The organism is Paraburkholderia nodosa (assembly GCF_001718195.1).
GTDB lineage: Bacteria > Pseudomonadota > Gammaproteobacteria > Burkholderiales > Burkholderiaceae > Paraburkholderia > Paraburkholderia nodosa_A.
Genome location: NZ_MCNV01000019.1, coordinates 53,327 through 80,125, shown reverse-complemented (window position 1 = coordinate 80,125; position 26,799 = coordinate 53,327). Strand labels below are relative to the sequence as shown.

46 protein-coding genes are annotated in these 26,799 nt (G+C 64.0%); 26 read left to right on the top strand and 20 right to left on the bottom strand.

Features of this window, described 5'->3' with window-relative positions; genetic code table 11:
* Nucleotides 1–74 precede the first annotated feature (74 nt).
* The 15 genes from BFD71_RS42320 to BFD71_RS27015 are packed head-to-tail and all read right to left on the bottom strand — an operon-like array spanning nt 75 to nt 5,777.
* Entirely contained in the window at nt 75–524 is a 450-nt protein-coding gene (locus BFD71_RS42320) for a hypothetical protein (protein ID WP_256094945.1), read from the bottom strand.
* The gene (locus BFD71_RS27080) at nt 521–742 is read right to left on the bottom strand and encodes a hypothetical protein (RefSeq protein WP_069267402.1); all 222 of its coding nucleotides are present in this window, start codon (nt 740–742) and stop codon (nt 521–523) included. Before BFD71_RS27080 ends, BFD71_RS42320 begins: the two co-directional genes overlap by 4 nt.
* Entirely contained in the window at nt 739–939 is a 201-nt protein-coding gene (locus BFD71_RS27075; protein ID WP_069267401.1) for a hypothetical protein, read from the bottom strand. Before BFD71_RS27075 ends, BFD71_RS27080 begins: the two co-directional genes overlap by 4 nt.
* Nucleotides 936–1,325, bottom strand: coding sequence for a phage protein NinX family protein (locus tag BFD71_RS27070; RefSeq protein ID WP_069267400.1), 390 nt, complete (start codon nt 1,323–1,325; stop codon nt 936–938). Before BFD71_RS27070 ends, BFD71_RS27075 begins: the two co-directional genes overlap by 4 nt.
* Complete coding sequence (locus BFD71_RS27065) at nt 1,322–1,663, bottom strand: phage protein NinX family protein (protein WP_069267399.1); 342 nt, start codon at nt 1,661–1,663, stop codon at nt 1,322–1,324. The genes BFD71_RS27070 and BFD71_RS27065 overlap by 4 nt, the downstream gene beginning before the upstream one ends.
* Nucleotides 1,660–1,971: a hypothetical protein gene (locus BFD71_RS27060; RefSeq protein WP_069267398.1), complete on the bottom strand. Its 312-nt coding sequence runs from the start codon at nt 1,969–1,971 to the stop codon at nt 1,660–1,662. The genes BFD71_RS27065 and BFD71_RS27060 overlap by 4 nt, the downstream gene beginning before the upstream one ends.
* Nucleotides 1,968–2,219: a hypothetical protein gene (locus tag BFD71_RS27055; RefSeq protein WP_069267397.1), complete on the bottom strand. Its 252-nt coding sequence runs from the start codon at nt 2,217–2,219 to the stop codon at nt 1,968–1,970. The genes BFD71_RS27060 and BFD71_RS27055 overlap by 4 nt, the downstream gene beginning before the upstream one ends.
* Nucleotides 2,216–3,307 carry a helix-turn-helix domain-containing protein gene (locus BFD71_RS27050; protein WP_069267396.1) on the bottom strand — a complete coding sequence of 364 codons (1,092 nt, stop codon included), beginning with the start codon at nt 3,305–3,307 and terminating at the stop codon, nt 2,216–2,218. The genes BFD71_RS27055 and BFD71_RS27050 overlap by 4 nt, the downstream gene beginning before the upstream one ends.
* Complete coding sequence (locus BFD71_RS27045) at nt 3,304–3,615, bottom strand: hypothetical protein (protein WP_069267395.1); 312 nt, start codon at nt 3,613–3,615, stop codon at nt 3,304–3,306. The genes BFD71_RS27050 and BFD71_RS27045 overlap by 4 nt, the downstream gene beginning before the upstream one ends.
* Nucleotides 3,612–4,181, bottom strand: coding sequence for a hypothetical protein (locus tag BFD71_RS27040; RefSeq protein WP_069267394.1), 570 nt, complete (start codon nt 4,179–4,181; stop codon nt 3,612–3,614). The genes BFD71_RS27045 and BFD71_RS27040 overlap by 4 nt, the downstream gene beginning before the upstream one ends.
* Nucleotides 4,168–4,437, bottom strand: a complete 270-nt coding sequence (locus tag BFD71_RS27035) for a hypothetical protein (RefSeq protein ID WP_069267393.1) — start codon at nt 4,435–4,437, stop codon at nt 4,168–4,170. Before BFD71_RS27035 ends, BFD71_RS27040 begins: the two co-directional genes overlap by 14 nt.
* Nucleotides 4,438–4,490: 53 nt before the next feature.
* On the bottom strand, nt 4,491–4,808 hold the full coding sequence (locus tag BFD71_RS27030) for a hypothetical protein (RefSeq protein WP_069267392.1): 318 nt from the start codon (nt 4,806–4,808) through the stop codon (nt 4,491–4,493).
* A 6-nt stretch (nt 4,809–4,814) separates the two neighbouring features.
* Nucleotides 4,815–5,195 (bottom strand): hypothetical protein, encoded by a 381-nt coding sequence (locus BFD71_RS27025; protein ID WP_069267391.1) that lies wholly within the window; start codon nt 5,193–5,195, stop codon nt 4,815–4,817.
* Nucleotides 5,196–5,555 carry a hypothetical protein gene (locus BFD71_RS27020; RefSeq protein ID WP_069267390.1) on the bottom strand — a complete coding sequence of 120 codons (360 nt, stop codon included), beginning with the start codon at nt 5,553–5,555 and terminating at the stop codon, nt 5,196–5,198.
* Nucleotides 5,556–5,777 carry a helix-turn-helix domain-containing protein gene (locus BFD71_RS27015; RefSeq protein ID WP_069267389.1) on the bottom strand — a complete coding sequence of 74 codons (222 nt, stop codon included), beginning with the start codon at nt 5,775–5,777 and terminating at the stop codon, nt 5,556–5,558. It abuts the gene before it with no gap.
* Here BFD71_RS27015 and BFD71_RS27010 point away from each other — a divergent pair.
* From BFD71_RS27010 to BFD71_RS26890, 25 genes are all read left to right on the top strand, one after another.
* Nucleotides 5,776–6,438 (top strand): helix-turn-helix domain-containing protein, encoded by a 663-nt coding sequence (locus tag BFD71_RS27010; RefSeq protein ID WP_069267388.1) that lies wholly within the window; start codon nt 5,776–5,778, stop codon nt 6,436–6,438. The genes BFD71_RS27015 and BFD71_RS27010 overlap by 2 nt on opposite strands.
* 340 nt (nt 6,439–6,778) lie before the next feature.
* On the top strand, nt 6,779–6,997 hold the full coding sequence (locus tag BFD71_RS27005) for a hypothetical protein (RefSeq protein ID WP_069267387.1): 219 nt from the start codon (nt 6,779–6,781) through the stop codon (nt 6,995–6,997).
* A gap of 7 nt (nt 6,998–7,004) precedes the next feature.
* A complete protein-coding gene (locus BFD71_RS27000; RefSeq protein ID WP_141710810.1) occupies nt 7,005–7,217 on the top strand; it encodes a hypothetical protein in 213 nt (70 codons plus the stop codon).
* A 1-nt stretch (nt 7,218) separates the two neighbouring features.
* Entirely contained in the window at nt 7,219–7,494 is a 276-nt protein-coding gene (locus BFD71_RS26995; protein WP_069267385.1) for a hypothetical protein, read from the top strand.
* 1 nt (nt 7,495) lies between these two features.
* Nucleotides 7,496–8,344, top strand: a complete 849-nt coding sequence (locus BFD71_RS26990) for a hypothetical protein (protein ID WP_256094944.1) — start codon at nt 7,496–7,498, stop codon at nt 8,342–8,344.
* 85 nt (nt 8,345–8,429) lie between these two features.
* A complete protein-coding gene (locus BFD71_RS26985; protein WP_069267384.1) occupies nt 8,430–8,783 on the top strand; it encodes a hypothetical protein in 354 nt (117 codons plus the stop codon).
* Nucleotides 8,784–8,933: 150 nt separating this feature from the next.
* The gene (locus tag BFD71_RS26980; RefSeq protein WP_069267383.1) at nt 8,934–9,380 is read left to right on the top strand and encodes a hypothetical protein; all 447 of its coding nucleotides are present in this window, start codon (nt 8,934–8,936) and stop codon (nt 9,378–9,380) included.
* A gap of 49 nt (nt 9,381–9,429) precedes the next feature.
* On the top strand, nt 9,430–11,196 hold the full coding sequence (locus BFD71_RS26975; RefSeq protein ID WP_069267382.1) for a ParB/RepB/Spo0J family partition protein: 1,767 nt from the start codon (nt 9,430–9,432) through the stop codon (nt 11,194–11,196).
* A complete protein-coding gene (locus BFD71_RS26970) occupies nt 11,193–11,384 on the top strand; it encodes a hypothetical protein (RefSeq protein WP_069267381.1) in 192 nt (63 codons plus the stop codon). The genes BFD71_RS26975 and BFD71_RS26970 overlap by 4 nt, the downstream gene beginning before the upstream one ends.
* Nucleotides 11,385–11,444: 60 nt before the next feature.
* Complete coding sequence (locus BFD71_RS26965; RefSeq protein WP_069267380.1) at nt 11,445–11,912, top strand: hypothetical protein; 468 nt, start codon at nt 11,445–11,447, stop codon at nt 11,910–11,912.
* Between the two features lie 65 nt (nt 11,913–11,977).
* A complete protein-coding gene (locus tag BFD71_RS26960) occupies nt 11,978–12,511 on the top strand; it encodes a hypothetical protein (RefSeq protein WP_069267379.1) in 534 nt (177 codons plus the stop codon).
* Nucleotides 12,511–12,711 carry a hypothetical protein gene (locus BFD71_RS26955; RefSeq protein WP_069267378.1) on the top strand — a complete coding sequence of 67 codons (201 nt, stop codon included), beginning with the start codon at nt 12,511–12,513 and terminating at the stop codon, nt 12,709–12,711. Before BFD71_RS26960 ends, BFD71_RS26955 begins: the two co-directional genes overlap by 1 nt.
* Nucleotides 12,712–12,720: 9 nt before the next feature.
* Nucleotides 12,721–13,170 carry a hypothetical protein gene (locus BFD71_RS26950; RefSeq protein WP_141710809.1) on the top strand — a complete coding sequence of 150 codons (450 nt, stop codon included), beginning with the start codon at nt 12,721–12,723 and terminating at the stop codon, nt 13,168–13,170.
* Nucleotides 13,167–13,427 carry a hypothetical protein gene (locus BFD71_RS26945; RefSeq protein WP_069267376.1) on the top strand — a complete coding sequence of 87 codons (261 nt, stop codon included), beginning with the start codon at nt 13,167–13,169 and terminating at the stop codon, nt 13,425–13,427. The genes BFD71_RS26950 and BFD71_RS26945 overlap by 4 nt, the downstream gene beginning before the upstream one ends.
* 1 nt (nt 13,428) lies before the next feature.
* The gene (locus BFD71_RS26940; protein WP_069267375.1) at nt 13,429–13,695 is read left to right on the top strand and encodes a hypothetical protein; all 267 of its coding nucleotides are present in this window, start codon (nt 13,429–13,431) and stop codon (nt 13,693–13,695) included.
* A 7-nt stretch (nt 13,696–13,702) separates the two neighbouring features.
* Nucleotides 13,703–14,878 (top strand): hypothetical protein, encoded by a 1,176-nt coding sequence (locus tag BFD71_RS42315; RefSeq protein WP_069267374.1) that lies wholly within the window; start codon nt 13,703–13,705, stop codon nt 14,876–14,878.
* Entirely contained in the window at nt 14,875–15,222 is a 348-nt protein-coding gene (locus BFD71_RS26930; RefSeq protein WP_069267373.1) for a DUF4031 domain-containing protein, read from the top strand. Before BFD71_RS42315 ends, BFD71_RS26930 begins: the two co-directional genes overlap by 4 nt.
* The gene (locus BFD71_RS26925) at nt 15,219–16,271 is read left to right on the top strand and encodes a phage Gp37/Gp68 family protein (protein ID WP_069267372.1); all 1,053 of its coding nucleotides are present in this window, start codon (nt 15,219–15,221) and stop codon (nt 16,269–16,271) included. The genes BFD71_RS26930 and BFD71_RS26925 overlap by 4 nt, the downstream gene beginning before the upstream one ends.
* A complete protein-coding gene (locus tag BFD71_RS26920; protein WP_069267371.1) occupies nt 16,268–16,570 on the top strand; it encodes a hypothetical protein in 303 nt (100 codons plus the stop codon). The genes BFD71_RS26925 and BFD71_RS26920 overlap by 4 nt, the downstream gene beginning before the upstream one ends.
* A gap of 38 nt (nt 16,571–16,608) precedes the next feature.
* Nucleotides 16,609–17,037 carry a hypothetical protein gene (locus BFD71_RS26915; protein ID WP_256094943.1) on the top strand — a complete coding sequence of 143 codons (429 nt, stop codon included), beginning with the start codon at nt 16,609–16,611 and terminating at the stop codon, nt 17,035–17,037.
* Nucleotides 17,034–17,741, top strand: coding sequence for an HNH endonuclease (locus BFD71_RS26910; protein WP_069267369.1), 708 nt, complete (start codon nt 17,034–17,036; stop codon nt 17,739–17,741). Before BFD71_RS26915 ends, BFD71_RS26910 begins: the two co-directional genes overlap by 4 nt.
* Entirely contained in the window at nt 17,734–17,994 is a 261-nt protein-coding gene (locus BFD71_RS26905) for a hypothetical protein (RefSeq protein WP_069267368.1), read from the top strand. The genes BFD71_RS26910 and BFD71_RS26905 overlap by 8 nt, the downstream gene beginning before the upstream one ends.
* Complete coding sequence (locus BFD71_RS26900; RefSeq protein WP_069267367.1) at nt 17,994–18,341, top strand: hypothetical protein; 348 nt, start codon at nt 17,994–17,996, stop codon at nt 18,339–18,341. The genes BFD71_RS26905 and BFD71_RS26900 overlap by 1 nt, the downstream gene beginning before the upstream one ends.
* Before the next feature lie 27 nt (nt 18,342–18,368).
* A complete protein-coding gene (locus BFD71_RS26895) occupies nt 18,369–18,581 on the top strand; it encodes an excisionase (RefSeq protein ID WP_069267366.1) in 213 nt (70 codons plus the stop codon).
* Nucleotides 18,568–19,692: a tyrosine-type recombinase/integrase gene (locus BFD71_RS26890; RefSeq protein ID WP_069267365.1), complete on the top strand. Its 1,125-nt coding sequence runs from the start codon at nt 18,568–18,570 to the stop codon at nt 19,690–19,692. The genes BFD71_RS26895 and BFD71_RS26890 overlap by 14 nt, the downstream gene beginning before the upstream one ends.
* 336 nt (nt 19,693–20,028) lie before the next feature.
* Here BFD71_RS26890 and BFD71_RS26885 read toward each other — a convergent pair whose 3' ends face one another.
* Nucleotides 20,029–22,383 carry a tetratricopeptide repeat protein gene (locus BFD71_RS26885; protein ID WP_069267364.1) on the bottom strand — a complete coding sequence of 785 codons (2,355 nt, stop codon included), beginning with the start codon at nt 22,381–22,383 and terminating at the stop codon, nt 20,029–20,031.
* Nucleotides 22,384–22,610: 227 nt separating this feature from the next.
* On the opposite strand from BFD71_RS26885, the gene adhP reads away from it, so the two are divergent.
* Entirely contained in the window at nt 22,611–23,639 is a 1,029-nt protein-coding gene (adhP, locus tag BFD71_RS26880; protein WP_069267483.1) for an alcohol dehydrogenase AdhP, read from the top strand.
* Nucleotides 23,640–23,741: 102 nt separating this feature from the next.
* On the opposite strand, the gene BFD71_RS26875 is transcribed toward adhP, so the two are convergent.
* From BFD71_RS26875 to BFD71_RS26860, 4 genes are all read right to left on the bottom strand, one after another.
* Entirely contained in the window at nt 23,742–24,041 is a 300-nt protein-coding gene (locus BFD71_RS26875; RefSeq protein WP_069267363.1) for a putative quinol monooxygenase, read from the bottom strand.
* A gap of 42 nt (nt 24,042–24,083) precedes the next feature.
* Nucleotides 24,084–25,181, bottom strand: a complete 1,098-nt coding sequence (locus tag BFD71_RS26870; RefSeq protein WP_069267362.1) for an NADH:flavin oxidoreductase/NADH oxidase — start codon at nt 25,179–25,181, stop codon at nt 24,084–24,086.
* A 181-nt stretch (nt 25,182–25,362) separates the two neighbouring features.
* Nucleotides 25,363–26,046, bottom strand: a complete 684-nt coding sequence (locus BFD71_RS26865) for a type 1 glutamine amidotransferase domain-containing protein (RefSeq protein ID WP_069267361.1) — start codon at nt 26,044–26,046, stop codon at nt 25,363–25,365.
* A 148-nt stretch (nt 26,047–26,194) separates the two neighbouring features.
* Nucleotides 26,195–26,797: a TetR/AcrR family transcriptional regulator gene (locus BFD71_RS26860; protein WP_069267360.1), complete on the bottom strand. Its 603-nt coding sequence runs from the start codon at nt 26,795–26,797 to the stop codon at nt 26,195–26,197.
* Nucleotides 26,798–26,799: the final 2 nt, after the last annotated feature.

Sequence of the window (26,799 nt, the reverse complement as noted above, 5' to 3'; positions counted from 1 at the left end):
GGCCGTCGCGCTGAATTGCGATGAAACGGAATGGGAACTGGCTGGCGGCCGCCTTGGTTTTGGCCCTTGCGTCGTCAGTCCATCGGCCCTTCACCTCGTGGAACTCGAGCTGGCCCGCCGCGGTGATGACCGGGAAATCGATGGTGATGAACGTGCGGGTCCGCCAGCCGCAATTTGATTGATTCGAAGCGGTACCAAAGGATCTCGCCGGCGTGCAGCTGCGTCTTGAGTACTTCGTCCTCGTATGCGGTCTCGAGCTTGTTCTGGCGGCCGCGCGACTCGCGACCGATCTGCTGCATGCGCTCGATGGGCGTCGGGTAGGAAACGCCACGCCACCCGTCGATGACCGCTTGCGTCGGCATGGCCATGGCGCCGGCGAGCGCGCGGATGGTCGGGTCAAGCGGCGTGGGCGTGGTATCCGCCAGATCGCGCGCGGCGCTCGCGATCTGTTCGCGGATCCGCGCCGTGCCCACGCGGCCGCCCGTGATCGCGCTGGCGGGGAGACGAATGGTTCCCTTGCTCATGGGTTCCTCGTGCGCGGCACTAACCCAACCGGCAAAACCGGATCCATGGCCCCGGGGAACGCCTCGCAATTCACCATGAATTTCATGCGCTCCGGTACGTTGGTGCCGGTGAACCAGTCCGTCAGATTGACTGCTGACCATCTGCCGAGGGCGTATGCCTCGAGCTCGTTCTCGGGTGCCACGATGAGCATCCCGCCAGCTGTGATCGTCGCTTTCATCGCACCACCTTCGAGATGGACGCCTCGTCTCGCACGTCATATCCGTAGTCATGCGAGCGCCACATGCCATCCGCGCCGCGCTCGCGGTGCTCGTGCGGCTCTTTCATGTCGCATATCGAGCAACGCCAGTTGTCGGGATAGGTATCCACGCGAACGCCCGCGGCGACCAACCGATCAATGATTTCGAGGAAGCTCATGCCGGCACCTCATCGGGCACGTCGTCGCCGAATTTGGATTTGACGAAGCAACGCATCGCCGCCTCGAGGAACGTGCTCCCGGTCGACAGGTATTCGCCGTGATAATGGTTCGCCCGCCAGCACCGCTCGCCGGGCCGAAACGTGCGGAGCTGCGCCATCGTTCTCACGCAGATCTCTTCGCGTTCGATGATCGGGCCACCGACGCTCCAATCCGCCGATGGGAAGTACAGGCGCTCGGGGCGCCAGTGGTTTTCGCCCACTTGCTGTCCGGGTAGCAGGCAATGGAGGCATCCGTCTGTGTATTCCGCAATACGCGGCTCATGGAGCCCGTCCGCCTTCGCCACCCAGTAGTTGAGCAACGCGCCGCTTAGCTCGCTGACCTTCATGCCGTCACCTCGTCCGACACTTCGAAGCCGAAGACGGAGGCCACATAGCAGCGCATTGCGGCTACGAGTGCTTCGTCGGCGCACATCACAACCTTTCCATCGCGACTCCGTGCACACCATGGCGTCAACACCTTGGGTGAGTCTTCATATGCAAGACTGATGCCCTTTCGCTCGATGATCGGGCCACCCTGGCGCCATGTCCGCGAATAGAAGACCTTCACGCCCGCGTCCGTCGCGTGCCATGCGCCATTCTCAAAATAGAGCTCGGCGCATTTCGAACCCGCTGCCCGCTCCACCCAGTAGTCGAGTCGCGCACCGCTCAATTCGCTCACTTTCATGCTGTAGCCTCATCGCGCACGTCATCCTCAAGCTGAAGCCCCGTGACCGGAAGCAGGAAGCGATCGCCCGTCGCGATCTCATATGCTTCGAAGATCTCGCCGTTCGTCGCGCGCCACTTCAGTGGGACGTCACTGCGGATGCGCCAAACCTCTGTGTCGGGATCCCCCAGCAGGATCAGCACGCCGTTCGTCATCACGAATGCCTCGCCGTAGGTCGCGCGCGAAACGACGTCGACGATGCGGCCAAGGTTCTCGGGCGTGTACTTCGTCCCGACGATGATGGCCATCTGGCCGGCTTCGCAGTTCATCGTGCGACCTCCTGAAGCTGAAGCGCCGCCCACGCCTTCGGGCCCATCGCGATCCTGTTGCCGGGCAGCTGGTATGCAACGCTCTGCGTGCCGAAGAACTCGAGCATCCACGCGTTCAAATCGGCGACGAACTCTTCCGGCATGAGCTCCGCGAACCGCGTCGAGACAGTCATCCGCGGCACGTTGTCGAGGTGTGGGTGGACGATCACGTCCATGCCGCCGAAGCGACCGAGGGGGCTGTTGATCATGCGTAGAAGTCCGTTGGAAGAAGCTCGGCGCCGAAGAACTCGACGATCTGCTGGTAGCGCGAACTGCCCTGCCAGCTCTTGAGGACGTGGTCGATCCATGGGCCGCGGCCTGAGGCCTGCGCCACGCGAATCAAGTAGTCGGGCGTCGATTCGTTCGGGCGCCGCTCGACGCGCACGCGTTTGCCTTGGGCGCCGGTGCCGGAGTCCGACTTCCACCAGGGCTCCTCAACGGGCACCGGTGCGTCAGCAGCGGTCGAAGCCGCCAGCACCTCGTCGACAAAGCGCGCGAGGAACCCTGCGTAGATCGGCCGGCTATCGCTCGCAAGCTTTCGGCGACCCGTTGCTCGGCGATGCGCATCCGCCAGCTGCGCGGCCGTCACGCCCCTCCCCACCCACGTCAGCACGTGGACGCGATCGGCTTGAGCGTCAACCTCGCAGTTCGGCAGCGCAGCGATCCAAGCGAGCATCGTCGCTTCGGCATCGGATGGTGCGATCTCGTCGGCGTCGGGCGACGTTTCGCCGTTGCCTGTTTTTTGAGCAGCGGCAGCAGCGTCGTTTTCCGCGCTCGCGTCTGCTGCTGCTAATGAAGGGTTAACTGCAGTATTAGACTGAACCTCCTTCAGTGCCTTTATGTCGTTAGGTTCAGTGCCTTCCTGCACGACGTTCAGTGCCTCTTGAGAAGGCACTGAACCTCCTTCAGTGGCTTTATCCACAGGGCACTGAACCTCCTTCAGTGCCTTTTTTCCGCGCCCCTTTTTCTGAGGCACTGAACCTCCTTCAGTGCCTCCATCATCACGATCGGGAACTTCGAAGCCCTCGGGAATGCGCGGGAAGTACTCGTGACGAGCCCACTTCTGCTTGCCATAGCCGTGCTTGCGCACGACGAACCAACCCTGCTCGGCGGCGAGGGCAAGGTGCGTGCATACGGACCGCTCGGAGAGCCCTGTTTCGGCCGCCAGCATGGCCGTTGACGGGAAGCAGTCCTCGCCAAGGTCGTTCAGATGGCACGAGAGCGTGAGCAAAACGTGCCGCGTGGTCGGCGGCAGCTTCGATTTGATAATGGCGTGGCGCCATGTCCATGGCTTCATGACTGCGCCCTTCGCATGAAGTCCGCGATAGCGTCCACGTCGGCGCGCACATACATCAGCCCGTCAGACTGGCGTGTTGCGAAAAGGCCGATGTTGCACAGCACGGTGAGCGCGGCGCCCAATTCGGGCCAGCTGAGTCCGGTGCCGCTGGAGAATCCGCCGCGCGTGAGGTCGAGCTCTTCACCAGTTGGGGACTGGCGATCGAGGACGAAGCCGAGAAGCACAGCGGCGTGCGCGCCGAGCTCACGCACGGCGCACGGGTAACAGGGAATCGGGCGATCGATCTCGCCCAGCGTGTTCGCCGTCATACGACACTCTCACGGACGTTGCGCGGGATACGCTGCTCGAGCGTCATGCGCTGGTCCCAATAACGGTAGTAGAGGTTTTTGTGCCAGGTGCCGATCACGGCGGCCGGCACCTTCTCGCGGCCGAGCACGTGCGGCGCGCGCTTCACGACGATTCCGTAGCCGTCTGGTCGGTGCGGGCCATTCCATGCGTCTTGAGCACCGACGAGCGTCGGAAATACGTGCCACACGCCAGCATGCGCCGGCACCCAATCGGGAATGCCGAGCTGCTCGGGCACGACGTAGACGAAACGCGTGATCCAGTCGGGCATGCCAACCCACTTCGGCTTCGACAGATCCTTTCGCCAGTCCGCCAGCGACACCTTCACCTCGAGCTCGGTGGCATAGCCCGCACGCGTGACCATGACGAAGTCGGCGCGGTACTCGCCGAATCCGCGCCCGCGCGCGCCGAGCGAATAGCGGACAGAGGCCTCGGGAATCAGGAGGTTCGCGCGGTGATCGACGTGGCGCCTGATCGCGGCGTCGACGAGCCCGGCATTGATCCCCGGTGCCTTTCTAGACTCGCTCATCGCGCACATGGACGTTCACGCGGTAGAAGGTTTGACGGCCGTCGCGCAGCTCTTCGACGAGGCCGAGCGCGACCAACGACGTGATCTGCTGGCGAACGCCGCTCGACGACATGCCGCACAGCACCATCAGGCGCGCGATCGTCACACTGCACTCGCGCGTGCTCTGCACGCTCAGATGCGACAGGCAAAGCAAAACGAGCTTCTGCGGTCCGCGAAGCTCGATATCCCAGGCGAGATTCGAAAGATGAAACGACATGCGTTGCGACCCCGCGCAGTGAAACGACGAATTGAATACTGCTGGCCCTGCTCTTACGCGGCCGCGCCGCACGCACCCATGCTCATGCGTGCGCAACGGCAGTTGCTCCCGATCACGTTGCCCTGAGCGAGGTACTCCATGTAGCTCTTCGGCACGATGACGAGGTCGAGCGCGTCGATGACGGCGGTCTGGTGCTCGAGCGTGATGCCTGCCGTGTTCGACAGGATCTTCGACAGCATCGAGACGTCCCAGCCAGTGGCTTCGAGGATCGCCTGCTTCTTCTTCGGATCCGAGATCGCATCGCGTAAGAGTTTTTCGACGATCGGCACGCGCGGAAGCATGCTCTGGACCGTCTGGGCAACGGCATTCATAAGGGTTTACTCCGTATTCAAATATTCAGGAATGCGCATGAACGCACCGGTAATTAAATTCGCTTCATGTTCCCCACGCGAACGCGAGATCACATGTCCATTCGATTCATCCGCCGTCGGCAGTACCGCCTCGGGCATAACGCCGCAGCTAACAGCGCGCGCGAATTGCAACAGCCAATCTGTCGGCCACAGCTTCGTAGTCAGGACGGTCAACTCCGCGCCGGCGCTCGACCCACGCGAGGTTGCGTCGCAGTCCACGCTAAACAGTCCCTCGCGGAGTCGCTCGCCTTCGTAGAGGCAATGCAGGATCTCCAGCTGGAGTGCCGGGTATCGATGGCCAGCATCGATAACGTCGGCGAGGATCTCGTGCAGCGAGCGCTCAACCATTCACGCCCCCGCGGGCTTCTTTTCTTCGGCCGCAAGCAGGACAGCGAGTCTCGCAAACAGCCAGCCGGTGAGCGTGAAAACCGCCAGCGATGTGCAGCCGATCGCAACCTGTGCGATCACGCGCGCGAACAGCAGCGTGCGAGACCAGACGCGATGCGCGCGCGTCGAGCCGGGAATCGGAACCGGGCGCTTCGCGAGCGCGGCGAGCACGAACAGGAAGGCGAGGCCGAACGTAATCGCGACACCGAGCCACCAGTAAAACGTCAGCAGGCGACCAGCGACGTTGGAGCCGCCCGCCAGCCAGAACCAGCCGAGCCCGATTTCGATGGCCGGCAGCACGAATCCGCACAAAAGCTTCATTCAGTTCCCCTCCTCGGGTTGAGCCGCGTCGTCGAGCTCAGCGATGAGATCCACGAGTCCCTTGACGAGCGAGTACGCCGGCCGTTTTTTGCCAATCTTTCCGTTGGCAATGTCGGAGACGGTCGGCTGGCTGCAGCCAAGCCGGTCGGCGATCATTCGCTGCGTGCGCCCAGCTGCGATAAGCCGGTGCACCATGCTCTGGAGGTCGGGATCTTGAGTCATGCGCAGAAATATAGATGTTCCGATATTTTTAGTCAATCGGAAAATCTATGCGCCCTTGTATAAGAATCCCTATATGAAATTTGGGCAACGACTCCGCGAGGCCAGAAAGGCCGCGAAACTCACACAGATCGAGCTGGGCAAGCGCGTCGGGCTGACGCAGGCAGCCATTTCCGATCTCGAAAACGGCAACACCGAGGGAACCGCGCAAACCGTCAGGCTTGCGTATGCCCTCAGCGTCACGCCTGAATGGCTGGCCGAGGGAAAGGGGCCCAAGACGGCACCTGACTGGGGCTATCGTGAGCCAGCTACGGATCCCAACTCCCTGGGAAGAGACCCGAATCTTAGCGACACTATCTTCGCCGCACGCCGGGACGGCGTTCTCGGCGACGGCGCCGCGCGGCTGATCATTGCCGCAATCGAGGCCGACGCGAACGGCCTGGATGAAGAACTCTTGCCGCTTCGCGACATGGTATTCACGCTATCTCGCCTTAAAACGGGTACTTTGCCCTCTGTTCGGCCTTTAGAAAAGAATGAAGCAGACGCAGAATCTTCGCTCGACAAAAACGTGACCGAGGCGTTGAGAGGCGCATTACCGAGTCGCGACGCGGGGCACGCCGAAGATGAACGGGGAGCACGAGGGCACAAGCGGAAAGGTGGTTGATCTGGTGGCATTCCGCCGCCGGCGGGAGCGCAAGCGCAAGCCTCCGACGTCTCGCAAACGCTCCCTCCCTCGCAGTTCCCTGAGTATCGAGATCTTAGGCGACACCGTGAAATTCCCCACGCCGATCGTGCGGCGTGTTCACGCTCTTGCCCTGCTGCGGATCGTGCTCGAAGTATCAAACCACCTCCTAGAAGTCCATTCCGGCCGCTTCGGCGACTGACTCACGACGCGCACTTCCACCGTCAAACCGATATTCGCACACAAATATAGATTTTCCGATTGACAGTGAATATCGGAACATCTATATTTCGCTCCATCAGATCCCAACGTGGAGCGAACGATGTCCCAGCAACAGCAAGCCAACCCCACCGCCAGCGCAGCAGCACCCCGCGCCGGCGCGCGCGGCGTCCGCGCTCTTGTCCGGACTCTTCGCATCGCTCGCAACGTGTTCGCCGTGCTCGGCGTGCTCTTCGCCTATCTGCTCTACACGGGCTGGCAGCAATACGAAGACCGCGTCGATGCCGGCGACACGACGTGCACCCTCACCCGTTGCCTGTGAGGTCGCGATGAAACCGACATTGCAAAGCGAGCTGCTCGACTGTATCCAGCGCGCGGCCGAATCGGCCGACGAGTTTGCTCGGAAGGTGCCTGACGCGAACCGCACGGAATATTTCGTCGCCTGTCTGTGCGGCGGCCTGAGCGTCAAGTTTCCGAAAGTCGCGAAGGCTCTCGCCATCGGTGCTGGCTTGCAACATCTCGCTTGTGCGCGAGGAGACTGAAATGCGCCCGACGCCCACCCGCCTCCCCGACGAGCTGCTCGCGCAAGCGTGCCGCACGCTCGGCGTCGAAGGCGCGCCGGACGAAGCGCTGCTCAATCCCGCGGTTCGCGCCGCCGTGCAAGCCGCGGTCCGCGCGCAGATCGTCGGCCGCCCGCAGCGCCACGTCGGCCGTCACGTGACGCCCCGCGCTGAGTCCCGCACCCAAACGTGCTTCGCGTTCGACGACCAGATCGTCGATCTGAAGCGACTCGCAGCCAATGACGCAGACGAGGAATGACATGAGCACGCTCGGATATCTCGGCCTCGCCACCGTGGCCACTGGCTGCGTCGCCTGGACAATGACCGCCGTCGCGAAGCGCTACGACGCCCACTTTTCCGCCCCCGCGAACGATGTATCGGGCTCTGACGGAGGCGCGGCCGCGGCGCGCCTTCCGCATGGGGTTTCCATGACGTCGATCGCGCTCCGGCAGGGCCTGCCGGAAATTCCGGTGCGCATGCGCGCGCTGCCGCTGGATTCCCGCGGCTATCCGATTCCGTATTTTGTCGCCCGCATCGACGGCAAGCCGGACTTTCGCGTCGCAGACACCGAGAAGTTCGCGACATGCATCTATTACAAGCGCTGCTGGATCTGCGGCACGCAGCTGGGCCAGTACAAGGCATTCGTGATCGGGCCGACGTCGGCCGTGAGCCGCACGTCCGGCGAGCCGCCCTGCCACGTCGAGTGCGCGAAGTTCGCCGCGCAGGTTTGCCCGTTCATCGTCAATCCGCGCGCCTCGCGCCGTGACTCGGGAATGCCCGTGAATAAGCAGGCACCCGCCGGAACGATGTTCGAGCACAACCCGGGCGTCGCGCTCGTCTGGGTCACGCGTGACTCGATGGCCGTGAGCGTCCGCAATGGCGTGATCTTCCGTATGGGCGAGCCCGAGCAGACGTTCTGGTACCGCGAGGGCCGTCTGGCGAACCGCGACGAGGTGCGCGCGGCGCTCGAAACCGGTTTGCCCGCACTCTACGACCTCGCGCACGACGAAGGCGAAGCCGCGGTGCTCGAGCTCGACACGGCCGTCGCCCGGGCGACGCGCTATTTCCCTCCGTATTCGACTGGCGCCGCGATCGCGATGCCCAACTAATCAGGCTCTCAGGTGCGCGGCAATTTCCCCGACCGCGTGCTCTCGGCGGCGGCTCGTACAGCGCCCCATTTTTTAAGGATTCGAGATGAGTGAGCAGAAATTCGAGCAGTGGGCGTTGATTGAATTGTTCGGACACCAACGCATTGCGGGCCGCGTGTCCGACCTCACGATTGGTGGCGAATCGTTCGTGCGCGTCGACGTGCCGGCGTGCGAAGCCACCGACGACGAGCCCGCGCTGCAGGCCTTCACGAAGGCATTCGGCAAGGGTGCGATCTACGGGATCACGTTCCTCGACGAGGCCGCGTCCCGCTTGTTCGTCCGCCAGCTGCGCGTGCAGCCGATCGGCACGTGGGAATTGAAGCGTGCTCTGCAGGATCTGCCGGCTGGCCGCGGCACCACGCAGCGGCTCGGGTTCGAGGATGAAAACGCGCCGGCCTAGGAGGCGTACGCCTGCCCCGACCCTCTTCCAGCTGTTCGCTGCCGTCGACGACGGAAGCATGGACTTCAGGGACGCATACCGAATCGCACGCGCGCAATTGCGCGCCGCCAAGCGCCAGCGCATGACGCATTACTCGAAGAGAGCGAAGCCATGAAAACGATCTTCATCTTCAACGATACCCGCCCCACCGATCTCGCAATGCACATGACCGCGCTCGGCGAGGACGGCCGACGCGTCGCCACCATCGTGTTCGACCCCAAGACGGAACCGCATCACGAATATGCGATGGGCTGCGCGCACGAGCTCGGCGCGAACGTCGATCCCTCGATCTCGATCCCGGTGAACGAGACCCGCCGTGACCTCTTCGCTTCGTACGACCGCATTTATGGCGCCGGCAACTGGATGCCGCTGCTGGTCCAGCCCGGCACCGACAACGCCGAGTGGCGCCACGCGCTTGAGCTCTACCGCGCACGAGCAGCGACCGCTGGCGCGCCTGAGCCGCGATTCAGCGCGACGGCACTCGCGCGGATCTTCGAAGCCGTGCTCGGCGCGACCGCGCCCACTCAGGCTCCGGCCGACGCCCGCGTGGTGCATTGAACGCTCTTGAATGAGCGTGAATGACCCGAATAGATCAGGAGATTATTTCGTGCAGACCGAACAGGCATCCATCGACTTCCTGCCGCTCGACAGTATCCGCAAGTCGCCGACGAACCCGCGCAAGCGCTTCCCCGAGGCCGAGCACCTCGAGCTCGTCGAGAGCGTACGCGAGCACGGCATCCTGCAGCCGGTGCTCGTGCGGCCGTGGCCTGACGAGCCCGGCCTGTTCGAGCTCGTTGCTGGCGAGCGCCGCTATCGCGCCGCGAGCGTGGTCGAGCTCGAGCTGATCCCCGCGCTCGTGCGGGATCTGACGGATGACGAAGTACTCCAGATCCAGATCGTCGAGAACCTGCAGCGCCGCGACCTTCATCCGCTCGAAGAAGCAGACGGCTACAAGGTGCTTTCCGATCGCGGCCACACGCTCGAGCAGATCGCGACCGAGGTCAGCCAGACCCGCACGTACGTCGCGCAGCGCCTGAAGCTGTGCGCGCTCAATGCGCAGACGCGCAAGCTGTTCTTCGACGAGAAGCTGAACGCGAAAACCGCGCTGATGATCGCGCGCCTCCCCACCGACCTGCAGGACAAGGCGGCGAAAGAGCTGACCGCGACGTACATCAACGGCGAGCCGCGATCAGTCAAGGCGGCGTCGGAACACATCGAGCGCACATACATGCTGCGCCTCGATCAGGCGCCGTTCAAGACGGCCGACGCCGCGCTCGTGCCCGCGGCCGGCGCATGCGGCCCGTGCCCAAAGCGCACCGGGAATCAGCCCGAGCTGTTCGAAGACGTGCGCGGCAAAGAGATCTGCACGGATCCTGCGTGCTTTGCGAAGAAGCGCGAAGCCGCGGCCGTACAGAAGCGCGCTGACGCAGAAGCCGCCGGGCGCACGGTCATCACCGGCAAAGAGGCGAAGGCCGCTCTGCCCAACCAATATAGCCAGCTGCAGGGCGGCCTGGTGAAGCTCGACGACACCTGCTACGAGGATCCGAAGCGCCGTTCCTATCGCCAGATCATCGGTGCCAAGGGCGTGAAGGCGGCGGCGCTTCTCGAGAGCCCGCACGACGGCAAGCTGATCGACGTCATGCCGAAGGCTGACCTCAAGAAGGCGCTCGCCGATAAGGGCATCGAAGCGCGCAGCGCTGGGGCCTCGAACCCGTCGCAGTCGGCCGAGCTCGCGAAGAAGAAGAAAGCCGACGCATATCGCGGCGAGCTCTTCCGTCAGGTGCGCGAGGCGCACGACGGCACCGGCCTCGATGACTTCGACCTGAAGATCGTCGCCGTCACGTTCTATCGGCGTCTGTGGAATGAAAACCAGAAACGTCTCTGCAAGCTTTACGACTGGGGCAAGACCGCCATCAGCGAAGCCGATTTCGCGAAGAAGGTCGACGAGATCGCGGCCGATTCCGAAGCGCTCGGCCGGCTAGTGATGGATATCGCGCTGATCGACGAATCCGTCGCGCCGACCTATTCGACCGGCAAGCCTGAGCTGCTCGAGGCGATCGCGCGCGAGCGCGGCATCGACCCGGGCGTCGTGCGCAAACAGGTCGAGACCGACATGCGCCCAAAGCCGAAGGAAAAGCCGGCGCCGGCGAAGAAGACGCCTCCCGCTGCGCCGAAGCCCACCGCGAAAGCTGCACCTACCAAACCCGCGCCGGCGCCCGCGAAGAAAGTCGCGGCCAAAAAGGCACCTGCGAAGAAGGTCACCGCTGCGCTAAAGCCCGTCATCGCGAAGAAAGCGGCGAAGAAGCCTTCGCCTGCCGAGATCTTCAATAGCAGCGAACCGGCTTGGCCCTTTCCCAACACGGGTCGGCCATGAACGAAGAACTCATCGAACTCGCGCGCACTGCCGGTATGTTTGTGCAGCTCGACGCAGTGATTGGGAATCAGCAGTACTCGAGCGTAAGAGGTTCGCTCGACGCGCTGCGTCGCTTCGGCGATGCATACAGCGCGGCGCTGCAGCTCGAGCGCGATCGCAAGGCAGGAAGCAGCGAGCAGCTCACATAAAAGGTTTGAAGGACCGGGCGCGGCCGGACCACCGCGCAAAACCAACCTACGGAGATCTACATGAAGCGCATCACTTTTGCATTTGCAGCAGCCCTCGCACTCGTCGCGGCGCCCGTCGCTTTCGCCGGCAATGGCAACGGCAATAACGGCAACGGGAATGGCAACTACGGCGCGACGAGCTCGTTCTCGTTCAGCGGTGGTTTCGGCTCGTCGGTCAGCACGTCGGGAGGCTCGCAGGCCGAAGCCGGCCAGAACGGCAACGGTTATTCGTCGCAGTGGAGCAATTCGAGCGGCGGCGGCTATGCCATCGGCGGCACAGCGATCGGCGCGGGTGTCGGTGGATATGGCCTGAGCGGCGTTGGCGCCGGCGCGTCGGGTTCGTTCGGCTATACGGGCAGCACCTCGAGCGCGAACGCAGGCGGCTATACGAACGGCAGCGGCTATGGCGACAGCAAGTCGGGGGTCGGCACCGACGTCTCGTCGTACGGCTACTCGAACGTCAACGGCAGCTATTCCTACGGCAACTGATGAAAAGGGCCTTCGGTACGGCTAATACCGAAGGCCCCGTGCAACCACCGTTGGGGGTGACAACAATGAAACAGAATTTCATCATCGCGGCGTCGATTGTACTCCTGGCTCATGCGGCCGGCGCAATCGCACAGACGTCGACATCGGCGAGCGCAACGCAGAACTCGGCATCGACCTCGACCGCGCAAGGAACCATCCAGTTCAGCCAGGAGCCGGAGCATACCTCGCAGACCGTGCGCAACGTATCGGCGCCTGTTCTCGGCGCATACGCGGCTAGCTTCTCGCAGATGAATTGCGGACAGACGGTCCAGTTCGGAGGCGCTGTCGCCGGCGTTTCGCTCGTCGGTGGCGCTTCGCACAGCCTGCAGGATTGCAAGCTCGAGGTCGCGGCCGCCGAGACGGTCCGTCAGTCGACAGTCACTGAAGACGTCGACGTGAAGGCAAAGCTGCAGAAGGCCGCAGTGCTCATCCGATGCCAGGTGTCGAAAGAAGTCTATGACGCCTATCTCGCCGCGGGATTCGACTGCGCACTGAAGCCCGAGGAACTGCAGTCGCGCACCGACACGCAGCCTGCCAACTATCGCGTCGCAGGCAACTGATGAACGTCGAACGAAAGCGCCGGCGCGAGGCCTTCCTGGAGCAAAGCCGACGCTATCTCTTCGCGAAAGATCCGACGACTGAGCAGCTGCATGCGCTCGTTCAGTCGTTCGCCGACATGGTGTCATGCGATCGCGATGAGCCGGTGTGCGTGCTGATCGGGAAGGTTGCAATCGAGCGTAATCAGCATCGCGTGCGCTAGCGCGTCAGTATGGAGGAACAGTCAATGGATACACAGGATAAAGGTAACCGCTCTCCCATAGATGGCGACCAAGGTTCGACGCTTCGCGTCGGGCCCGATGAAGTCATCTGCACGGTTGCTGGCGTCACGCTTTTCGGCTCGGCCGACAACGTGCGCGCCGCGCGCGCGGCACTCGAGGCATGTCCGCTGCCGACCTACCCCGATGAGCTCACGCCCGAGCTGCGCGAAGTCCTCGGCTGGATGTGCTTTCAATGCATCTCCATTGCACAGGCGATGCGCGCGGCCGGAATCGACGTGAAGAAAAAGGCTGAAGACGAGCAGGCGCACGTGCTGCATTGGATGGTGAAGCTCGTGCTACGTCACGGAGCCAACTGGCGCAAGGAAGGCGTGAAGGATATCGAAGCATGGCGCGAAGCCGCGCGCGCTCGATCGTCTCAGTCCAATGGAGCGCCGGCATGATCACTTCCGAAAAGAGGCGCTTCCACATGTGCCTCGACGTGCGCGGCGCGCTGACGAATTGGAAGAAAAGCGACTTCCGCGGCATGTTCAAGCGCGATGACGGCCGCACGATGTCCGCCGATGAAGCGAAGTCGATCCTGATCGACGAGCTGTCGAAGGGCCACAACTTCATTCCCTATGGCGCGTGCGACAACTTCGATCACAAAGAGCACGGCTGCCTTGGCCACGCTGTCGACGACCCGTCAGGGAGTCGATGATATGGCGACGAGATCGAAGCGCCAACTGAGCCGCGATATCGCGTGCATCCGGATCGGCTACGAGCACTACTTGCTCGACGCCGATAAGGCGATGCAGGTCCTCAAACTCATGCGCGAATCTATTTCGTGCAACCGCCAATTCGGCGGACGACACATGCGCTATATCGCTGGCGCTGCACCGGAGCTCGAGCTCTCGATGATTCAAGCATCCGAAGTCGTCATGCCGGGCAATCAGTTGGCGCTCGAAGATATGAGTTGGCCGAAGTGAGGAAACGATGACACACACAGTTTCGACGCTCGAGATCTCCGAGCGCTCGTTTAAAGAGATCGCCGATAAGCTCCGCGCTGCGGGATATGGGCATCTCTTCATGGCCGACGGCTCGATTGATATGTACGGTATCGGCCTCGCACGCGGCGTGGCGCTCGCCCCTTCTGATGCGGCGGAAGCGGCGCAATCTGACCGGGCACATACGCTCGTCCAGCGACACGCGAATGCCACGCGAGCGCTCGAGCACATGTACACCGAAAAGAACATCGAGCGTTTGAAAGCGGTCGGCGCCGAGCTCGAAGCAGCACTCGCCGCTCCCGTCGCCCCTGCTGCGCAAAACCCGTGGCAAGACCTCTATGCGAGCGCGATGGCAACGCTTGCGCCCGCGTTCGACTATATACAGGCGCACGCTGACCAATTCGGAGCGACGGCCGGCGACTGCAAGATGGCAATCATCGCCGAGACGTTCCCGAAGCTTGCCGCCGCCGATGCCGCGCGACTCGTCGCCCCTGCTGCGGTAGCGCCGAGCCCGCGCAAGGAACTGGCGAAGAGTGTGTTTGGCGGCATCAATGCGTTGCGTTGGCTGCTAAACATCACCACCGAGTTCGACCGAAAGGACGTGCGCACCCGGCAAGCGGCGAGATTGCTCGATGAGTACGGCGACAAGAACGGGCGCATGAACCGCGTTCATCTGGAACACCTTTGGAAGGTTCTCAATGATGAGCTGTCTCTCGACGACACGCTCGAATGCTTAAGCGCTCGCGACGCCGCCCCTACGCCTACCGTCGCCGCAGATGCGGCAGCGCCGCACTCCGACGATCTCGCGGTCGATGCGCTCGCCGCAGCCATGAAGGAGAAGTTGGCGCAGGCGCGGGCCAAGGGTCGCAGTGGCTGGCAGGAATGCGATCCGGAAGACCTATCACACATGCTCCGCGAGCACGTTTCGAAGGGAGACCCGCGCGACGTCGCGAACTTCTGCGCGTTCCTCTGGAATCTCAAACAGCCGATCGCGAAGGCAAAGCTGCTTGCCGCCAATGAGCACGATGCGCAGCCGATTGGCGATCGACTGACGCTCGCCGCGATCAACGCGCTCCGCAGCTACGAATACGGCAACTCGTCGCCGGACCTCGCGAAATCGGTCGCTGACCGGCTCGGCGAGGCGCGCGCGGGGGTGGGGCCATGACCGTCTACGTCGACGACATGCGTGCCTCCTACGGCCGCATGGTGATGTGCCACATGATCGCGGATACCGATGCCGAGCTGCACGCGATGGCCGATCGGATCGGCGTCGCTCGGCGTTGGTGGCAAGCGCCTCCGAAGCACGACAGCCACTACGACATCGCGCTTAGCAAGCGCGCGATCGCTGTCGCCGCCGGCGCAATCGAGATCACCTGGCGCCAGTGTGGCGCCATGGCGATGCGCCGCCGTATCACGGGCGAGCTCGGCCCGCATGCAGATGCGATGGACTGGCAGCAAAAGTGGTATGCGGAACGCCGCGCGGCGTCACTTCAGGGAAGCATCGAATGAGCGAGAACAGCAAAATCGAATGGTGCGACCACACGTTCAATCCCTGGGAGGGTTGCACGAAGGTCGGCCCGGGCTGCGATCACTGCTATGCCGAGGCGCGTAATGCGCGCTTCGGCGGCGGCACGGCGACCAACTGGGGCCCAGGCGCGCCGCGCCGGCGCACATCCGCCAGCAACTGGCGCAAGCCGCTGCATTGGAACAAGGCACACGCGGAGTTCTTCGCAGCTCACGGACGCCGCCAGCGTGTGTTCTGTGCCTCTCTCGCTGACGTTTTCGACAATGAGGTCGACCCGCGGTGGCGCATCGACCTATTCGACCTGATCGAGCTGACGCCGAACCTCGACTGGCTGCTGCTGACGAAGCGCATCGGCAATGCCATGCGCATGCTGAAGTCGCACGACTGGTGCGCTGGCCAGCGCAATGTCTGGCTCGGTATCACAGTCGTCAACCAGGAAGAGGCCGACCGCGATATTCCGAAGCTGCTGGCAACGCCGGCGCACGTGAAATTCCTGAGCATGGAGCCGCTGCGCGGGCCCGTCGACATCGCGGGATATCTGACGCCCTCATTTCCCCATTGCATCGCGTTCGTGCAAGGCAAACAGATGGAGGACGGCTACTGCGGCCGCTGCGGCGGCCACAAGTCTGATCCCATCCATCGCCGCGACACGCACGACTACGTCGACTGGGTGATCGCCGGCGGCGAGAGCGGGCCCGGCTCCCGGCCGATGCATCCGACGTGGCCGCGCATGCTGCGCGACCAATGCGCAGCGGCAGGCGTGCCATTTCTGTACAAACAGTGGGGCGAGTGGACCGACGAGGATTGGGGCGAACGTGCTGGCTGTCAGGACACCGCCGGTGTGCTGCCGGCCGGTGAGTTCCTGCTGATGTCGGAGGGCTACATGCCACCGTTCGACCAGCAAGAGCGCCTTGCCGCCGCTGGCAACGTACGCCTCGATGGCCGAATGCTCATGGACCGCGTTGGCAAGAAAGCTGCCGGCCGCATGCTTGATGGCCGCACGCACGACGAATTCCCGCGAGGGGCACCGTGACCGACAACGAAAAGTTCTACGACGACGAGATCGCGCCGGCGCTGCTCGAACTCGCCAACAAGATGCGGCCGAGAGGCATGTCGATGGTTGCGACCGTCGAATACGATCGCGGCGATCGCGGATCGACCTGCGAGCTGGCGAAGGACCGCGGCTTCGAGATGGACCTACTGCACGCCCTCTCTCGCGCCGGCAATCACATCGATAGCTTCCTGATCGCTGTCATCCGCATATGCAACTCGCGCGGCATCAGCATGCGCGAGAGCATTTTCCTGAAGAGCTACGGCGAGGATCCTCGATGAAAGCCCTGTCAATCCGCCAGCCGTGGGCGTGGCTCATCGTGCGCCCCGACCTGACCGGCGCGGCGCGCGAAGTCGCGATCGAGGCCTGCAAGCTGAAAGACATCGAGAACCGCACTTGGCCGACACGACTTCGCGGACGATTCCTGATCCACGCGAGCAAGACGATGACGCGCGCCGAGTATGACGACGTCGAGGCCTTTCTCGACTACTTCGATATCGACATCGCACTGCCCGGGCAAGAAAAGCTTCACCGCGGCGGGATCATCGGCGCCGCGACCCTCACTGACTGTATTCCGTCGGCGAAACGAACTTCGACCTGGCACATGGAGGGCCAATGGGGCTTCCGTCTCGACGATGTGAAGCCGGTGCCGTTCGTCGAATGCAAGGGCGCGCTCCAGTTCTTCGATGTTGCCGCCGACGTCGCGACGCAGCTGCGCCAGATGCACGACATGGGAGTCATCGCGTGAACGGCAAGCCCTGGAGCCCCGAGGATCTCCTCAAGTTGACGCGCGAATACGCCGATCGGCCGACGAAGGACATCGCAGCCGAGCTCGGCGTGAGCGAGGCTCGTGTCTATTCGAAGGCAAGCGGGCTCGGGCTGCACAAATCGGAGGCCTTCTACGAGTCCGACAAATCCGGGCGCATACAGCGCGGACGGACGCACCCCGCGATGATCGCGACGCAGTTCAAGCCCGGGCATGTGCCTTGGACCGCTGGCACTAAAGGCGTTGCCGGCCAGCACCCGAACTCACGCCGCACGCAGTTCAAGAAAGGCGAGATGAGCGGCGCGGCGCAGCACAACTATGTGCCGATCGGCAGCTACCGGCTGAGCAAGGACGGCTACCTCGAGCAGAAGGTCACCGACGATCCGAATCTCGTGCCGGCACGGCGCTGGGTTGCCGTGCACCGTCTCGTCTGGGTAGCGGCGAACGGCCCGATACCGGACAGCCACGTGGTGGCGTTCCTGCCCGGGCGCCGAACCAACGTGCTGGACGAAATCACCATCGATGCGCTTGAACTCGTCCACCGCGGCGAGATGGCGCGTCGCAATCATCCGCGGGCGCGCAGCCCCGAGCTGGCGAAGCTGGTCCAGCTCAAAGGCGCGATCACGCGGCAGGTCAACCGCATCGCCCGCGAGGCGAAGGAGAAGGACAGTGAGCACGATGAATGACATGCGCGAGCACCTGATGCAGACGCTTGCGGCGCTTCGCGACAAGGACAATCCGATGGACATCGACCGTGCCAAGGCGGTCGCGCACGTCGCGAGCGTGCTCGTCGATACGGCGAAGGTCGAGGTCGAATACATCAAGGCGACCGACGCGATCGGCGGCTCGACGTTCATGGACAACCAGAAGCGGCTGCCCGGCGACAATCCGCCGGCGGTCGAGCGCACGCCTACCGGGCTCATCCACAGGGCGAAGTGATGAGACCTGCCGCCGGCGCCGAGATCGCCCCGCTCATCTCGTCACAGCGCTTCCTGGACCCCGCGAAGGTCGCGGACAAGGCCGGGCGCTTCCGGGTGTTCATCGTCCGCGTGGCCGAGCTCGAGCTGCGCGGCCGTCGGTACCGGATCCTCGTCGACGGACATCACACCTTGGCCGCGGCACGCGCCGCCGGCGTCTCGCCGACGTGGCGCGGTCCGCCAGCGAAGTGGCAACGCATCCAACGCGCCACCCCGCCAGCCGATTTCGAACGTTTTCTGATTAACAACCTGACGGACTCGGACTGGTACTTCGTCGAAACCGGCGAAGTTGTCCGAGAATTGCTTTAACCCGATCCACAGCGCACGCGAGGCATCATGCAAGCACAGCTCATCCCCGTAAAATCGTGGGCAAGCCGCGTATTCGGCGACCATCAACCGCACCGCAACACGCTGCGTAACTGGATCAAGAACGGTCGCATTCGACCGCTGCCCCGCAAGATCGGCCGCGAGTACTTCTGCCGCCCGGATGCCGAATACGTTGACCCGGTCGCCGAGCGCATCGAAAGGATGACGAATGGCCGCGGCTAGACGACGGATCGCGAGCCGGCGCAGCTGGCCCGCGAACCTCTATCTCAATTCGAAGGGCTATTACTGGTACCGCAATCCGGCAGACGGGTCGGTATGGGGCTTGGGTCGCGAGTTCAAGGAAGCGGCCGCGCAGGCGCGCGTCGCGAACGCCGAGCTCGAACGCCGCAAGGGCGCGGTCGGCCTCATCCAGCGCATCGACGGCGCCGACGACACGCTCATCGTGTTTTGCGACGAGTACGAGAAGATCTACACGGAGCGAGGCAACACGCGCAAATCGGTGATGACGGTGCAAACGTATCTGCGCACGATCAAGAAAGCGCCCTTCGCCCAGACCTCGATATCGAAGATCACGCCGAAGCAGGTCGCCGACTACATCGCGGCCGAGGAAAAGCGCGTGAGTGGCTCGCACAGCAGCCAGATCCAGACGCGCCTGATCGATATATTCAATGAGGCGATCGGCGCCGGCAAGCTCGAGGCGGGCAAGAATCCGGCGATCGCGATCCGCCGGCGCAAGTCAGTCGTGAAGCGCGAACGTCTGAGCCTGGACGAATTCAAGAAGATCGTCGCGAAGGCACGCGAGAACCTCGGGATGTCGTGGGCGGCGCGCGCCTTCCTCCTCGCGCTGCTCACTGGCCAGCGGCGCGAGGACATCAAAAAGATGAAGTTCTCCGACATCAAGGACGGCTTTCTCTGGGTCGAGCAATCGAAGAGCAAGGGCCAGACGAAGCTGAAAATTCCTGTGACGCTTGGCCTCGCTGCGCTCGACGGCCTGACGATCGAAGAGGTCATTCGCGAGTGCCGCGACGCGATCCTCTCGAAGCACGTCATCCACCACGTCATGAGCAAGGGCACCGCGAAGCCAGGAGACAGCCCGAAGCTCGGCGGCTTCACGACCGCATTTGTGAAGTTTCGCGAGCTGGCCGAGATCGAGACGACGGAGGGGAAAACGCCGCCATCGTTCCACGAGATTCGCTCGCTCGCGGCGCGCCTCTATGGCAATGAACGGGGCGCGGATTTCGCTCAGGCGCTGCTCGGCCACAAGAATGCGCAGATGACCGCGCTCTATCGCGACAGCCGTGGAACCGAATGGAGCGAGGTAAAAGTCGGCTGATTATTTTGGATCGATATTGGATTTATTTTGGATCAGCCGCTTAAATCCGTTGTCAATCAACGCGTTGCGTGATTCCCATCCATCGGATTCGGATGGATCGGTTTTCGCTCACTTGCGCTGGCATTCCGGCTGGATCACACGCGTGGGGCCGGACGGCGCGCGAAATGGGGCAAATACGCGGCGCGGCCCGGCAACTTGCAGCGCGGCGCGCGCGGGGAATCGGCGCGCGGCCCTGGCTGTCAGGCTAGGATTCTACTGTATATTTATACAGCACGCTGGATGGCCGTTCGGCTGGGTCTCGGCCGCCAGTTGCCCGTATTTACGCGCCAGATGGCCCTATTGCGCTGCAGCGCGCCACATGGCGTCGTACGCCGCTTCGACGCCGCGCGCAAACCGCTCTCCGTCCATGAGCGGCGAGTGCACCATGCGTTCGCGCAGCGTCGCGCGCAGATTCGCGAGGCGCGGCAAGTCGTTCGCGAGACTCACCGCCGTCTCCACGAATGCCTCGTCGGAATCGGCGGCCAATTCGGTAAGACCGAGGTTCGCGAGCTGGCTCAAGCCCGCGCGCCCAGCCACGGTCGGCCCGATGCGTGTGACGACGGGCACCCCCATCCACAGCGCGTCGAGCGAGGTGGTGTGGCCGTTGTACGGCAACGTGTCGAGCCCGAGATCGACCTCGTGATAACTGCGCAGATAATCCGTGCGCGGCCGGAACGGCAGGAAGCGCACGCGCGCCGGGGCGATGCCTGCCCGCGCAAGCCGCTGTACGAGGCCGCGCCTCGCTTCGCCCTCGGCGGCCATGAGCACGAGGCGCGCCGCAGGCAAGCGCGCGAATACACGGGCCCACAGGTTCAGCGTCGTATCGGTGAGCTTGCACGGGTTGTTCAGGCTGCCGAACGTGACGTATCCCGCGCTCGATGCCGGCAGCGCATTCACTTCGGGCTCCGAAGCAAGCGGGTCATAACACCAGAACGTGTGCGGCAGACGCCACGACTTTTCGCTGTAGTGGCGATCGTGTGCAGGCGGATCGAGCCACGGATCGGTGAGCCGCCAGTCCATCGCGCCGATGCCGGTCGTACCGGGATAAGCGAGCCAGGCGACCTGCACCGGTGCCGGCTTGCGAGCGAACAGCAGAGGCCGGCCATTGGACATGTGCATCGTGAGATCGACCAGGATATCGATGCCGTCCGCACGGATCTGGTCCGCCAGCGCCGCGTCGCTCAACGTGCGCACGTCGTGCCACTCGTCTACGTGCGCGGCGAGACGTGCGGTCGTCGCATCGGGCCTGACCACGCTCGAATATGCGTGAATTTCGAAGCGCGTGCGGTCGTGGTGGGCAAATAGCGGCGTCATGAACAATGCCTGGCAATGCTCACGAAAATCGCCCGATACGTAACCGATGCGCAAGCGCCTTCCCGCCGCGGGTTCGACAGCCGCCCGCGTGCGTTGCACGCCGAGCGGCGCTTCGTGCTGCGCGGACCAGCGTCTCGCCTCGTCGAGAATCACCTGCGGGTCTTCGGCCTGGAACGACAACGCGTACAGAAGATTGCTGTGCGCGATGAGGTTGCCGGGTTCGCTCGCCACGGCCCGGCGAAAGCATTCGATGCCTTCGCCCAGGTCCCCGCAGTCCTTGAGCACGTTGCCCAGATTGTTGAGCGTGGCCGAGCGCGACGGATCGAGGTCGAGCGCCTGGCGCAAGAGCGCTTGCGCCTCGTCGAGGCTGCCGAGCGTGCGCATCAGGTTGGCGGCGTTGTTGAACGCGTCGACGAAATCCGGCCGGGCGCGGATAGCCGTTTCGTACGCTTCGCGTGCAGCCGGGTAATCGCCGAGATCGCGGCAGACATTCCCAAGGTTGTTCGCCGCTTCCGCATGCGCCGCGTCAAGCGCCAGCGCGCGGCGATATTGCGCTTCGGCCTCACGCAAACGGCCGCGCGCCTGCAGCGCGACGCCATAGTTGTAGGCCGCATGCGCCATATGCGGTTCGATGGCCACCGCGCGTTCGAGCAGGGGCAATGCCTCGTCCAGACGCTCAAGACGCGTCAGCAGCACGCCGAGGTTGATCATCGCGACGGCGGTTTCCGGCGCAGCCGCCAACGCGGCGCGCAAGCTTTCGAGCGCCTCCTCGTCCTGCCCCGCTTCCTGCAGCAGCGTGCCGAGGTTCGTCAATGCGTTGACATCGCCCGGCTGCAAGGCGAGCGCTCGACGGTAAGCGGCCTGAGCCTCGCCGGAATCGCCCAGCAGACGCAGACAATTGCCGAGATTGTTCCAGGCGTCGGCCCGGTTCGCCTCGCGCTCCAGTGCCGCGCGCCACGCCTCCACCGCTTCCGCCAGCGCACCCTGCGCCTGCAGCGCCGCGCCGAGCCCGCACCAGAGATCGGCCGACGACGCGTCGTCCGCCAGCAGACCGCGATAGATCTGCGCCGCTTCGGCGTGGCGCGCGGCCATGGCATAGGCCTGCCCCAGGCCTTCGCGATAGCGCCGCTGACCGGGCTCGATGGCGAGCGCGCGCTGCAGCCAGCCGATCGCATCGGCCGGCGCGCCTTCCTGTAGACCAATCACGCCGAGGCGAAACATCGCGCCCGCGTGCGCTGCGTCGGCTTCGAGCAATTGCGTGTACAACTGACGCGCGCGCGGCAGGTCGCCGGCGAAATGGCGCTCACTGGCGCGCTCGTAAAGGGAGTCGTTCTGCATCGGGCTCACTGAATTCGTGCAACGAAGTCGTTACCAAACCTTATTCAATATTAACGGCAGTTTCTTTCGAAACCTTCACAGCCGTTCTACTACCGACTATTGAGCAAGTTCATCGCACACGACAATCCTTTCCTTCAAACTCGAAAGGCAGGCGGACGTGCGGCGACACCGCGATGCGCAACGCATCCGGCCGCGCGCCGCCACTCAGCTTCGACAGGAGCCCGACGATGAGCAAGACGATGCAAGCCGCGGTAGTCCGCGCATTTGGCAAACCCCTCGTGCTGGAGGAAGTGACCGTCCCCACGCCGGGGCCAGGCGAGCTGCTGGTGAAAATCGAAGCCTGCGGCGTGTGCCACACGGACCTGCACGCCGCGCACGGCGACTGGCCCGTGAAGCCGCAGCCGCCGTTCATTCCCGGTCACGAGGGCGTCGGCTATGTGGTGGGTGTGGGCGCGGGCGTCACGCACGTGAAGGAAGGCGATCGCGTGGGCATTCCGTGGCTCTACTCGGCATGCGGCCATTGCGAACATTGCCTCGGCGGTTGGGAAACGCTTTGCGAGCAGCAGCAGAACACCGGTTATTCGGTCAATGGCGGCTTCGCGCAGTACGCCAAGGCCGACGCGAATTACGTTGGCCTGCTGCCGAAAAATATCGACTTCATCGAAATCGCACCCGTGCTCTGCGCCGGCGTGACGGTCTACAAGGGCCTGAAAGTCACCGACACGCGCCCCGGCAACTGGGTCGTGATTTCCGGCGTGGGCGGCCTCGGCCACATGGCCGTGCAATACGCGCGCGCGATGGGGCTCAACGTCGCAGCCGTCGATGTCGACGATACGAAACTCGAACTGGCGAAACGCCTCGGCGCGACCGTGACGGTCAACGCGAAAACCACCGACCCCGCGGCGTATCTGAAGAAGGAGATTGGCGGCGCGCACGGCGTGCTCGTGACCGCGGTCTCGCCCGTTGCGTTTTCGCAGGCGCTTGGCATGGTGCGCCGGGGCGGCACGGTGTCGCTGAACGGCCTGCCGCCCGGTGACTTTCCGCTGCCGATCTTCGACATGGTGCTGGGCGGCGTGACGGTGCGCGGCTCGATCGTCGGCACACGGCTCGATCTCGAAGAGTCGCTGATGTTCGCGCAGGAAGGCAAGGTCAAGGCGACCGTCTCCACGGAAAAACTGGAGAACATCAACGACGTGTTCGCGCGCATGGAGCGCGGCGCGATCGAAGGCCGCGTCGTGCTCGATATGGCGGGCTAGGCGGCGCGCGGCCGCTCAATGAGAAACGCGCCGGACACCGCTGCGAAGCGATATCCGGCGCGTTAATGGATCGCCGCAACGATTGCGGCAAGAAGCGCGGCCTCAGTCCGCGACGTCCACGCCCTTCAGCAGCTTCACTTCGGGCGGCTCCGTCACCCACGCACCGATCTTCGCGCGGTACGCCACGAAATGCGCGCTATCGCGATGCGCCTGCACCGCGGCCTCGTCGACATAGGTCTCGTAAAGGTAAAAGCCCGGTGCGCCATCGGCGCGGCGCAGCAGGTCGTAGCGCAAGTTGCCCGGCTCCTTGCGCGTGTGCGAGACCATGTCGCGCATCAGCGTCTCCACTTCGGCGACATGCTCGGGCTTGGGCGTAATGCTCGCGAATAGATAGACGGTCATCGGTATTCCCTCATCGTCAACGGTTGAACCGGTCGGCACATTTCAGCCGACCTTGTAGCGCTCGAGCCAGTGCGCGTAAGGCGCCGGCAAGGTCCATGCGGCGCGTTCGACACCCAGTTCCTGAGCCGCGAAATACGGCCAGTGCGGATTCGCGAGATGCGCGCGCCCGACCATCACGATATCGAGTTGCTCCTTCGCCACCGAGCGCTCGGCCAGTTCCGGCGTGCCGATCCCCCATGCCGACGACACCGGCAGACCGCTTGCGCGACGCACCTTTTGTGCGATCGGCGCAAGGAACGCGGGCGCCCACGGAATCTGCGCGGCGGGCGTCGAGAAACCGACGCTCACACCCAGCATGTCGAGGCCTTCGCGCTTGAGGCCCTTGGCCAGTTCGATCGATTCGGCGAGCGTCTCCTCGTCGCGGCCATCGTACTCGATCACGCCAAAGCGCGCCGTCAGCGGCAGATGCTCCGGCCAGACCTTGCGCACCGCGGCCAGCGTTTCCAGCAGGAAACGGCTGCGGTTCTCGAGGCTGCCGCCATAGATATCGTCGCGCTGGTTCGAATGCGTCGAGAAAAAGCTCTGGCCGAGATAGCCGTGCGCAAAGTGCAGTTCGAGCCATTCGAAGCCGGCTTCGAGCGCGCGCTTCGCCGCGGCCACGAAGTCCTCGCGCACGCGCGCGATGTCGTCGATCGTCATCGCCATCGGCACCTTCGGCAGATGCGCGCCGAACGCCGTTGCCGAGGGCGCGATGGTCTGCCAGCCGCGCGCGTCGCCTTCGGCGATGTGGTCGTCGCCTTCCCACGGGCGGTTCGCGCTCGCTTTGCGCCCCGCGTGCGCAATCTGGATGCCGGGCACGGCGCCCGCTGCCTTGATCGCCGCGACGGTGGGCTTGAACGCCTCCGTCTGCGCGTCGTTCCACAGGCCCGTGCAGCCCGGCGTGATGCGGCCTTCGGGCGAAACCGCCGTCGCCTCGACGATCACGAGACCCGCGCCGCCGCGCGCGATTTGCGCGTAGTGGACGTGGTGCCAGTCGTTGATCACGCCATCGACGGCCATGTACTGGCACATCGGCGGCACGGCGATGCGGTTGCGCAGGGACACGCCCTTGAGCTTGAACGGTTCGAACAATGCGGACATCTACAGCTCCTTTCTTGGCACGGGTCGCGCGTCGCGCGGCACCTGCGCCGGTTGGCAAAAACGCGATTTCCTTGCGGCAACGCGCAGCCGCGCACGCGCTGCGAGCGCGCCTCGCAGCGTTGCCGAAAGGAAATCGAGGGAAGCGAACGCGCTCGCCAAAGACGCGCGCGTTCGCGCAACATCAAGCGCGTCGCAGCGCCGCGAGCAGGGCTTCGGCAACCGGCTCCGACGAAGCCGGGTTCTGGCCCGTGATGAGCAGGCCGTCGGTTGCGACATGCGGCTGCCAGTCGGCGGCCTTCGAGTACTGGCCGCCGTTGGCCTTCAGCATGTCCTCGACGAGGAACGGCACGACGTCCGTCAACTGCACGGCGGCTTCTTCGTCATTCGAAAACCCGGTGACCGACTTGCCGGCCACGAGCGGCTTGCCGTCTGCCCCCTTCACGTGACGCAGCACGCCCGGTGCATGGCAAACGGCAGCGACAGGCTTGCCCGCGGCGATCGTCTTTTCGATCAGCGCGATCGAAACCGGATCTTCGGCCAGGTCCCAGAGCGGGCCGTGGCCGCCCGGATAGAAGACGGCGTCGAACGCGCTCGCGTCGATCTCGGCGAGACGTTTCGTATTGGCTAGCGCCGTTTGCGCTGCGGTATCGGATGCGAAACGCCGTGTCGCATCGGTCTGCGCAGAGGGATCGCTGCTCTTCGGATCGAGCGGCGGCTGGCCGCCCTTGGGCGACGCGAGCGTGAGCTCAGCGCCCGCGTCGCGCAGCGCGTAGTACGGCGCGGCGAACTCCTCGAGCCAGAAACCCGTCTTCTTGCCCGTGTTGCCGAGGTCCTCGTGCGAGGTCAAAACGATCAGTACCTTCATCGGCGTTCCTTTTTTGCGTTAGGTTCGGGCGCTCGCACGCCCTTCGGAAACCGGTCTCTTCATGCTCTATTAGACCGGTCGTCTAGTACTTCTGCGCAAAACGCGACAATCGCGCGCACTTCACACGCCGCCGCGGCTTCGCGTTCGGTTAGTTGCCCGGAGGCAGGTTCAACAGGATGCGCGTGGTCGCCATAGCCGCGTCGAGCGGCTTGCGGTCGCGGTGGATCTTCTCGAGCAGCGTCGCGCCGAGCCAGAGTTCGTAGAGCGTCACCGCCATGGTCGCGGCGTCGTTTACACCTGCGAGCGAGCCATCCACGCGCCCTGCTTCGAGGCACGCAGCAATGCGCGAGATCGTCGCATCGGTGCCAAGACGCAGCGCCTCGCGCATCGCCTCGGAAAGGTCGCTCACCTCCGCGCCCAGCTTCACCGCGAGACATTTGCCTACGGGATCGTCGGCGCACTGGATCAGGCGCCACTCGTCCCAGTAGCGCATCAGCTTCTCGGCCGCAGTGCCCGGCGCCCGCACCAGCAGATCGTCGAGACGCTCCGCATACTCGTCGAAATACGACGTGAGCAAGGCTTCGCCGAACGCTTCCTTCGAGCCGAAATAGTGATAGAACGACCCTTTAGGCACACCGGCGGCCGCGAGGATCTCATTGAGACCGACTGCGGAAAAGCCCTTGCCCAGCAGAATGGGCATGGCGGTATCGAGGATGTGTTGCCGCACTTCGACGGCTGCCGCTGCATTCATGA